The organism is Buttiauxella sp. S19-1 (assembly GCF_022134725.1).
In the GTDB taxonomy this organism is placed as follows: domain Bacteria; phylum Pseudomonadota; class Gammaproteobacteria; order Enterobacterales; family Enterobacteriaceae; genus Buttiauxella; species Buttiauxella ferragutiae.
The window spans coordinates 1-9,019 of sequence record NZ_JAHWLU010000155.1; the positions used below are offsets into that span (position 1 = coordinate 1).

Consider the following 9,019-nt stretch of genomic DNA (forward strand, 5'->3'; position numbering starts at 1 on the left):
ACCAAGAATGGTGAGCTGGAAAACCCACAATTGATTGAAGACAGAATCAAAGAAGCGGCGAAATATGTCGATATCAACCAAATTTGCCTGAGCCCCCAGTGTGGATTTGCCTCCACCGAAGAGGGCAATAGCCTGACGCCTGAGCAGCAGTGGAATAAAGTTCGTCTGGTGACGGAGCTTGCCCAAAAGGTGTGGTAAACGGTTTTGTCGGATTCGGTGTTGTAGGGTGGATACGCGCTTGCGCGTCATCCACCACTTTCACAATACTTACGCCAGCTTAAACACCGCTACTGTTTCATTTAGCGCCTGTGACTGCTCTTTTAGTGACATCGCCGCAGCGGAAGCTTGTTCCACCAACGCGGCGTTCTGCTGTGTTACCACATCCATTTGCACCACGGCCTGGTTGATTTGCTCAATGCCACGGCTCTGTTCTCCGGTAGACACCGCAATCTCTTCCATCAAACTGGTCACTTGCTTAATTGCGTTAGAAATACGCTGCATGCTTTCGCCTGCACGGTTCACCAGGTTGCTGCCAATGTTCACCTGCTCACCAGACAACTCAATTAACTCTTTGATCTCTTTGGCGGCCACGGACGAACGCTGCGCCAGGTTGCGTACTTCAGATGCGACCACGGCAAATCCACGCCCTTGTTCGCCAGCCCGCGCGGCTTCTACCGCTGCATTCAGCGCCAGGATATTGGTCTGGAAAGCGATGTCTTCAATGATGCTAATGATATTATCGATTTTGCTGGAGCTGGACTCAATATTACGCATTGAATCAATCACATCACTGACGATTTCGTTGCCGTCATTAGCCGCAACCAACATGCCGCTTGCCAGTTTATTGGCCTGATGTGAATGGTCAGAGGTCAGTTTCACCGTAACGGTAAGCTGCTCCATACTGGCCGCCGTTTCACCCAGTGATGCCGCCTGTTCTTCGGTTCTGGCAGACAAGTCGGTATTGCCTGCGGCTATCTCTTCAGAGGCGTAAGCCACGGTCTGGCTCGACTCACGTACCTGGCCGATAATACTCGCCAGCGAAACACGCATTTGCTCCAGTTCGCGCATCATCGCGCCAATTTCATCTTTGGCGGTGGCGACAATCGGCGTATGCAGCATGCCGTTAGCAATTTCCGTACAGTGTGATTTCGCCTTATCCAGCTCGTTCAATACCCGTTTTTTCAACAGCCAGAATACTGCGCCAAGAATTACGGCGAACAGCAGGGCAAAAACAGCGATGCTCATCAGGCTCTGATTGAAACTGGCCTGCGCATCCTGGTTCAATTGCTGGGCGTGCTGTTGACGAAATGCCAGCAGTTTATCCAGCGTCACCTCAAATTGCCTGTCGAGTTGTGGCAGTGTAGACGTCACCAGAGCGCGTGCACGCGCGGCATCGTTGGCTTTCACGGCATCAAGCAACGGTTGCAAACCTTGCTCGCGATAGTTAACAAATGCACTCTGATAAGCATCGCTCAGCACTTGTTCACCTGGTTGTTTCGGCGCATCAAGATATGCCTGAAACGCAGAGTTGGCCTTCACCAACACCCCCTGCGCCCCGGTGAGTGCGGTATTCCCTTGCTCACTCAACCCTTGCTCATGTTCTTCTAACGCTTCCATAGCGCGAACACGCATCGTGCGGCTGTGGTTAATAGGGTCAATGACCGATAACACCACGCGGATCTCGCGGTTGACGTTATCCAGAGATTGATTGCTACGAGTTAATGACCAGATGTTGGATGCAGTGCTAACCAGAAAAATAATCAGTAATGTACTGAAAACTAAAATCGAAAAACGCCTGACGGACATGCGATACCCTTATGTTGAAAAAATAATCTGACTCGTTTCAGCCAGTACAACAAGGTTATCGGCAAGAAGGGCGGGATATTTAGCCACGGAAATAATCACGCCAGAGAATAGTCATATTTGTGTCATGTGGCTGCTTTATATCTTGTAAACCCAAAATGGGTGACCAAAAACTAGAGAAGCGAACAGCATGAAATTAAAACCTTTTGCGTTATTACTGACCTCTTTATTCCCTCTGGCAAGTCAGGCGGCAGATCCGCAAGTTGAACGTTACATTGTCACATTTCCACAAGGTGACCATGTTGAATATCAGGGCGCCTATGCTGCTAATTTCCCTGATGGATTGCCGGTTGGCGTGGGATCGGGTTTGCAGTTTATGGGTAAAGAGGGTGACAAGTTGTTTTTTGCCACCGTTACCGATCGCGGCCCCAATGCTGATTCACCAAAAGTCGGCGACAAAGAATCAAAGATTTTTGCCAATCCTAAATACACTCCGCTGCTGATGACCATCCGCGTGGCCGATGGCAAAGCGCTGGCGACTGATGCCCATGCATTGCACGACGAAAACGGCCCAATCAGCGGTTTGCCACTGCCGGAAGGGTTGATTGGTGCGACCAATGAAATCGCGCTCAGCGATACTTTACAGCCATTGTCGAGCGACAAACGCGGGCTGGATACCGAAGGTATTACGCCAGATGGCAAAGGCGGTTACTGGCTGTGCGATGAATACGGCCCGTTCATTATCAACATCGACGGCAAAGGAAAAATCCTCAAAAAATACGGCCCGCAGGCAGAACAAGGCGAGCAGGGTGTTGCGGGTGGATTACCGAATATCCTGAAATGGCGCCAGGCTAACCGTGGTTTTGAAGGTATTACGCGGATGCCTGATGGGCGGATTATTGCGGCGGTGCAAAGCACGCTGGATATCGACGGTAAAAGTAAAAACAGTGCGCAGTTTACTCGGCTGGTGAGCTTCAACCCGGAAACGGGGCAAACCGTGATGTATGGCTACCCAATTGATGTCGATGTTTATAAGAAAGCCAAAGACGCCAAAATTGGCGACATTGTGGCGCTGGACGATAACCGCCTGCTGGTAATCGAACAGGGAGGCGATAAAAACAAAGTAATGCGCAATCTGGTTTATGTCGTCGATCTCAGCCAGGCTAGCGACTTGAGCACATTCGATAAAGAAAAAGCGCCTGAATTTGATGATGCGGCACAACTGACAGCGCGTGGCATCAAACTGGCAGAGAAAAAGCAGGTGGTCGATTTGCGTAAACTAGGCTGGCAGCAAGAGAAAGCTGAAGGTATGACGCTGATCGATAACCAAACCATCGCGGTGATTAATGACAACGATTTCGGTCTGCAATCGGTCGTGGACAAGTCCGATGCCACAAAAGTCTCCATAAAACCGCTGGATAAACCCGAATCGCAAAACGAGCTGTGGGTGATTAAGTTGCCGGAAGCCTTGAAGTAATTATTCGAAATGTGTCGGGTGACGCTAACGCTAACCCGACCTACAAAAACCGCTGTTGCTGTGGATTTGTAGGGGAGATTAGTGCACGTGACATCCACCAATTTTGCAGTAAACCCAGAAAGTTGGACACACTAATAAGCAAAGTGTCCCTTTTGCTAGCACACCTCAAAAATACTTTTCTTGCGTTCATCCTCAATATGTCTGAGCCGAGCATCATGGCAGAGTAAGTCAAATGCCTGATACAGGTGTACCCGGCTGCCATCTTTTTCTTTACGGGTTTGGCGAATGACTTGTTGCGCAGTACTTCAGGCACAGTCCGAACTGATAAATCCGGTGTAGTGCAATGCAAAATCCCGCGATGAAATTCCATTTGTTACTAACTTGTTTCTTAATTTTCATTATCACGTCTCTGTTTTGTGATTTTCTTGTAATCGATATGTGTTTTTAGTGAGCTTATTACAAGCAAAATTTCAACACTTCTTTAACAAGTTACTGGTGATACTCATCACAAAAGATGTTTTTTTGTGCATGTTGTCATGAAACCCAAATGGAAATAATGACAAAGAAAACGGAATTATAGATAGTCCTGATTCCGCATTATGGAATTTACAGGATAATAAAATGGCATTAGTGACAACTAAGAAACTGCAGGAAGAATATGAGCGCGTTTTGCTGGCCAGGGATATGAAGCCTGAAATGGCGACAAAACTTGCTGCTGGTTTTGTCGAAATGGCAAATGAAGGGACTTATTCACACGGTATAAATCGCTTCCCTGTGTTTATTGATCAAGTAGATAAGGGACAAATACAGTTAAACAACACCCCTGAATGTGTAAACAGCATGGGCGCACTTGAGCAATGGGATTGTAAATTTGGTCCTGGTGTATTGAATGGTTTGATTTGTTCCGAGCGTGCAATGGAACTGGCTCGCGAGTTTGGTATTGGCATGGTCGGAATGCGCAACTCTAATCATTGGATGCGCGGTGGAACGTATGTTTTAAAAATGGCCCGTGAGGGTTTTGCTGGTATTGCCTCAACAAACTCTATTGCAGTGATGCCTGCATGGGGCGGAAAAGACCACCGAGTAGGATCAAACCCTCTAATTATGGCAATTGCTGGTGATCCACCAGTTTTAGTTGACTGCTCAATGAGTCAGTATTCCTACGGGCAACTTCAAAATTATGTCCTTGAAGATAAAAAGTTACCTGTTGTTGGTGGTTTTGATGATAACGGCGAACTGACTTCAGACCCTCATGTTTTATGGAAGAATAAGCGATTACTGCCAATGGGATTCTGGAAAGGATCTTCTATGGCAATAGTGCTGGATATGATGCTGACAGCCATTTCTGGCGGTAATTCTGTGCCTGCATTGACCGAAGATATGGGCGGGGAATTTGGTGTATCTCAATTTTTAATTGCAATTGACCTCTCCAGAACTATTGAAAAAGACCAATTTACAAATGAAATGAAGCGCATTCGTGATTATGTATTAGCTTCTGAACCAGCGGAAACCGGGTCAGTTATGATTGCTGGTTCGGAAATTGAAAAATTTATTGATAAACACGAAAAAGCCGGTGGGATCGAAATTCATGATGAAATTTGGGAACAAATTAAATCATTGTAAAAATATCGAAACCAGGAGGGCGCTATGCGAAAAGTATTTAAGTGGGTCTGGGACTGCATCGATATATTTATGGCTGCCATTTTAGCTTGCATGATCGTACTTGTTTTTACCAATGTAGCTTTGCGTTATGGATTTTCTTCAGGTTTACGTCCATCAGTAGAATTATCTCGCTTAGGTCTTGTATGGGTTGTAATGCTCGGTGCTGCCGTTGTATTACGTCGAGGCGAGCATCTTGCTGTTGCTGAATTTACAGAAAAATTAATGCCTAAATGCGTACCAATATTAAGACGCATTTGTTCAGTGGTGATTTTAGTATCAGTGGGAATGTTATTAATCGGTTCACATCAACAGATGATGTCAACCTGGCAAGATGTATCACAACTGACTGGATTACCAACGGCACTATTCGCATTAGCAGGTGTAGTATCCGGCGCATTAATGACAATCATTGCACTTGTCCGAATTATTAGCCCTGATTGGTTATTGGATTTAGATGAGATGGAGAGTAAACAATGACTTTGGCGATATTTTTATCAGTACTAATTATATCAATACTGCTCGGTTTGCCAGTTGCATTTGCACTGTTATTATCATCCATCGCATTGATGTTCCATATGGATATGTTTAGTGCAGATATTCTAGCTCAAGGGTTGCTGAATGGGGTCGATAGTTTCACTTTACTAGCTATTCCATTTTTCTTAGTGGCAGGGGAGGTCATGTCAACGGGTGGTTTGTCTACACGAATAGTTCGTTTGGCAACTACGTATGTTGGGCATAGAAAAGGTGGTCTTGGTTATGTCGCAATATTGACCTCTGTGTTACTGGCTGGCTTATCTGGGTCCGCGGTGGCGGATGCCGCAGCATTGGTAAGTATCCTTTACCCAATGATGAAGGCTGGAAAATATCCTGAAGGCTCGTCAATGGGATTGCTGGCATCTGGCGGTATTATCGCCCCAGTTATTCCACCATCGATACCATTAATCCTCGTTGGTGTTGCCGGTGGCATCTCTATTAAAAACTTATTCTTGGGCGGTATTATTCCTGGTTTGCTAATGGGGTTAACCCTGATGCTTGTTTGGGGACACATAGCAAAAAAAGAAAAATTAGATGTTGTAGAACGCGCAAGTAAAGAAGAAAAAAGAGCAGCATTGAAGGATGGTATTTGGGCATTATTCCTACCAATCATTATTATTGTTGGTATTCGCTTTGGTATCTTTACACCAACCGAGGCCGCTGTTGTTGCAGCTGCATATGCAGTATTCGTATCGACAGTTATTTATCGCGAATTGACATTTAAAAAATTCTTCCACATTTTATTGGCGGCTGGCAGGTCTACAGCTATGGTGATGTTCCTGGTCGGCTGTGCGATGGTTGCGGCATGGTTGATAACAGTTGCTCAGTTGCCACAACAATTAGCCGAAATGTTAGGACCGTTGGTGGATAGTCCAAGATTATTAATGGCCGTCATTATGTTGCTAGTACTTTGTGTCGGCATGGTAATGGATCTAAGTCCAACAATTTTGATACTGGTCCCATTATTAATGCCAATCGTAAAATTGGCTGGAATTGACCCAACTTACTTTGGTTTAATGTTTGTTATTAATTGTTCGATAGGCCTACTTACACCACCAGTTGGCACGGTATTAAATGTAGTATGTGGTGTTGCTAAAGTTCAAATGTCTACAGCGGTTAAAGGGGTTATACCATTTATTGCTGCATACTTGATGCTTTTAACGATGTTCGTTCTGTTTCCGGAAATCATTACAGTACCAATGCAACTTGTAATTGGTTAATTACACTAAGGAGAGAGTATGAAAAATTTATATAAAATAGTTGGAATCGTATCAACTCTGGCATTTTGTTCATCAGCCATTGCCCAAACCACATTAAAATTAGCTCATGCAGCGCCTGAATCAGACCTTCAGCAAAATATGTCATTATTCTTTAAAAAAGAAGTAGAATTACGGACTAATGGGGAGATTAAAGTCAATGTCTTCCCTCAAGGCCAGTTAGGTAATGATAAGCAAATGATTGATGGAACACGTTCTGGCATTGTAGATATTTCCATGGTTGGGCTGAATAACTACTCAGGAATAATTCCAGAAGCGGCTGCCTTCGAATTACCATTTATCTTCCCAACCCGAGTGGAAGCATATAAAGCACTTGATGGAAAACCAGGGAGTGAAATATTTTCAAAAATGGAAGCGCTGAACCTGAAAGGGTTGGGGTATCCAGAAAATGGTTATCGTAATATAACTAACAATCGTGGACCAATTAAAGAGCCAACAGATCTCTCTGGTTTGCGGATGCGTGTGAATGATTCTAAAGCACTTAATGATATGTTTAACGAGCTTAAAGCCAATCCACAGCAACTTCCTGTAGCTGAATTGTATAGCGCATTGGAAACCGGTGTTGTAGATGCGCAAGATCATCCTCTAGGTGTGACCCTTTCATTTAAATTTTATGAGGTTCAAAAATACCTAAGCCTGACACAGCATGCATATTCACCTTTAGTTGTAACAATGAACTATAAAAAATTTAATACGCTGAGTCCAAAAGATCAAAAAATCATTACTGATGTTGCTAAAGAGGCCGTAGATTTGCAGCGTAAGTTGAGTATTGAAAAAGAAAATACAATGATCAGCGAGCTTGAATCAAACGGAATGAAAGTGAATAGAGACGTTGATGGTGCTGCATTCCAGGTCGCCGCAAAACCAGCATGGAACTCTTACATCAAAACAAATGGTGATGCCATGATTAAGGAAATTCAAGCCGCAGTTCAATAATCTGCAACGGTATTAAATAAATAGTCTTCCTGTTGGTGCATAGTTAGACTATTTATTTTCTTTAATTTAACTAAACGGATGGTGTTAAATGTTTAATGATCTAAAAGAACGTGTGTTAAGAGCCAATCTCCAGTTGCCGAAATATGGACTGGTAACTTTCACGTGGGGAAATGTTTCTGAAATTGATAGAGATAGAGGTGTTATTGCTATAAAACCATCTGGTGTTGAATATGATGTTATGAATGTCAATGACATTGTTATTGTTGATTTAGATGGCAATCGTATTGAAGGGGTTCTAAATCCCTCAAGTGATACGGCTACACATCTGGAGTTATATAAAGCATTCAAGGGTATTGGTGGTATTGTTCATACTCACTCACGTAATGCAACTGTGTGGGCACAAGCGGGATTAGATATCCCTGCGTTAGGAACTACACATGCAGATTATTTTTATGGTGATGTACCCTGCACCAGACAGTTGTCGAATGATGAAATCAATATTGAGTATGAAAAAAATACAGGGTTAGTCATTGTTGAAACATTTAGCAAAAATAATTTAGATCCTCATGCTATGCCTGGTGTCATTATCGCTGGCCATGCTCCATTTTCTTGGGGGAAAGATGCCTTTGATGCTGTGCATAATGCAGTTGTTTTGGAGGAAGTCGCGGCAATGGCCATTTCTACCAGGGTGATTAATGAAAGCATAATGATCAATCCTGCTTTATTAGATAAGCATTACAATCGTAAGCATGGTAAAAACTCATATTATGGTCAAAAATAGTCATCAGTTAGGATGTTAATTTGTTGATATTTAATCTCTATGGAGCAGTGCTAAATGCTGAGCATGACATTAAATGATTTTGGGTTTGTTATACGAACTAATCATGCTGAACAAGTAAGGTTCTTGATTGCGTAGTAGGGTTTTTATCAAAATAATGTTCAAATTTTGTCATTAATTCTTCATCTTATTTGTAAAAGGGATAATTATATGTTGGTTGGAAATGTTAAAAAAAATTCAATATCGGAAAGTTATCCTTTTGTGGTGAACGATGTATTGTCAAAATTAAATGAAATTGATTTAAGTTCGTTGCCTCTTGGTAGGCATGAACTTGATGGATATGACTCAAAGAAACTCTGGTTTGTGATTTTGGAGTACCATACGAGTCCACTTTCTGATTTTCACCCGGAAGTTCATAAGTATCACTCAGACTTACAAATTTTGTTGTCAGGCACCGAGTTAATGGCTTGGTCAATAGACACAGGAAATCATCCACACTTCGGTGATTATAATGATACAAGAGATATTTTATTCTATGAGTCTGATTGTGTT

At 43.3% G+C, this 9,019-nt stretch carries 8 protein-coding genes and 1 pseudogene; 8 read left to right on the plus strand and 1 reads right to left on the minus strand.

Annotated features, from left to right (window positions below; translation table 11 throughout):
• Positions 1 to 198: pseudogene (locus MES37_RS22115) on the plus strand (5-methyltetrahydropteroyltriglutamate--homocysteine S-methyltransferase); the annotation flags it as partial.
• 69 nt (positions 199 to 267) lie between these two features.
• Here MES37_RS22115 and MES37_RS22120 read toward each other — a convergent pair.
• Positions 268 to 1,806, minus strand: coding sequence for a methyl-accepting chemotaxis protein (locus tag MES37_RS22120; protein WP_121813378.1), 1,539 nt, complete (start codon positions 1,804 to 1,806; stop codon positions 268 to 270).
• Positions 1,807 to 1,993: 187 nt separating this feature from the next.
• Between MES37_RS22120 and MES37_RS22125 the strand changes: the two genes are divergently transcribed.
• The 7 genes from MES37_RS22125 to MES37_RS22155 all read left to right on the plus strand — a co-directional run.
• Positions 1,994 to 3,280 carry an esterase-like activity of phytase family protein gene (locus MES37_RS22125; protein ID WP_237932656.1) on the plus strand — a complete coding sequence of 429 codons (1,287 nt, stop codon included), beginning with the start codon at positions 1,994 to 1,996 and terminating at the stop codon, positions 3,278 to 3,280.
• Between the two features lie 621 nt (positions 3,281 to 3,901).
• The gene (gene yiaK, locus MES37_RS22130) at positions 3,902 to 4,903 is read left to right on the plus strand and encodes a 3-dehydro-L-gulonate 2-dehydrogenase (RefSeq protein WP_064547051.1); all 1,002 of its coding nucleotides are present in this window, start codon (positions 3,902 to 3,904) and stop codon (positions 4,901 to 4,903) included.
• A 24-nt stretch (positions 4,904 to 4,927) separates the two neighbouring features.
• A complete protein-coding gene (locus MES37_RS22135) occupies positions 4,928 to 5,419 on the plus strand; it encodes a TRAP transporter small permease (protein WP_064547049.1) in 492 nt (163 codons plus the stop codon).
• Positions 5,416 to 6,696 (plus strand): TRAP transporter large permease subunit, encoded by a 1,281-nt coding sequence (locus MES37_RS22140; RefSeq protein ID WP_064547047.1) that lies wholly within the window; start codon positions 5,416 to 5,418, stop codon positions 6,694 to 6,696. Before MES37_RS22135 ends, MES37_RS22140 begins: the two co-directional genes overlap by 4 nt.
• An 18-nt stretch (positions 6,697 to 6,714) precedes the next feature.
• Positions 6,715 to 7,689, plus strand: coding sequence for a TRAP transporter substrate-binding protein (locus MES37_RS22145; RefSeq protein WP_064547045.1), 975 nt, complete (start codon positions 6,715 to 6,717; stop codon positions 7,687 to 7,689).
• An 88-nt stretch (positions 7,690 to 7,777) separates the two neighbouring features.
• A complete protein-coding gene (locus tag MES37_RS22150; protein WP_237932657.1) occupies positions 7,778 to 8,470 on the plus strand; it encodes an L-ribulose-5-phosphate 4-epimerase in 693 nt (230 codons plus the stop codon).
• Between the two features lie 207 nt (positions 8,471 to 8,677).
• Positions 8,678 to 9,019: YhcH/YjgK/YiaL family protein (locus MES37_RS22155; protein WP_237932658.1), on the plus strand; the 342-nt coding region annotated here is incomplete at its 3' end.

Coding starts and splice junctions, on each gene's coding strand:
- MES37_RS22120 (WP_121813378.1), bottom strand. CDS start 1,806: ATGTCCGTCAGGCGTTTTTCGATTTTAGTTTTCAGTACATTACTGATT.
- MES37_RS22125 (WP_237932656.1), top strand. CDS start 1,994: ATGAAATTAAAACCTTTTGCGTTATTACTGACCTCTTTATTCCCTCTG.
- yiaK (WP_064547051.1), top strand. CDS start 3,902: ATGGCATTAGTGACAACTAAGAAACTGCAGGAAGAATATGAGCGCGTT.
- MES37_RS22135 (WP_064547049.1), top strand. CDS start 4,928: ATGCGAAAAGTATTTAAGTGGGTCTGGGACTGCATCGATATATTTATG.
- MES37_RS22140 (WP_064547047.1), top strand. CDS start 5,416: ATGACTTTGGCGATATTTTTATCAGTACTAATTATATCAATACTGCTC.
- MES37_RS22145 (WP_064547045.1), top strand. CDS start 6,715: ATGAAAAATTTATATAAAATAGTTGGAATCGTATCAACTCTGGCATTT.
- MES37_RS22150 (WP_237932657.1), top strand. CDS start 7,778: ATGTTTAATGATCTAAAAGAACGTGTGTTAAGAGCCAATCTCCAGTTG.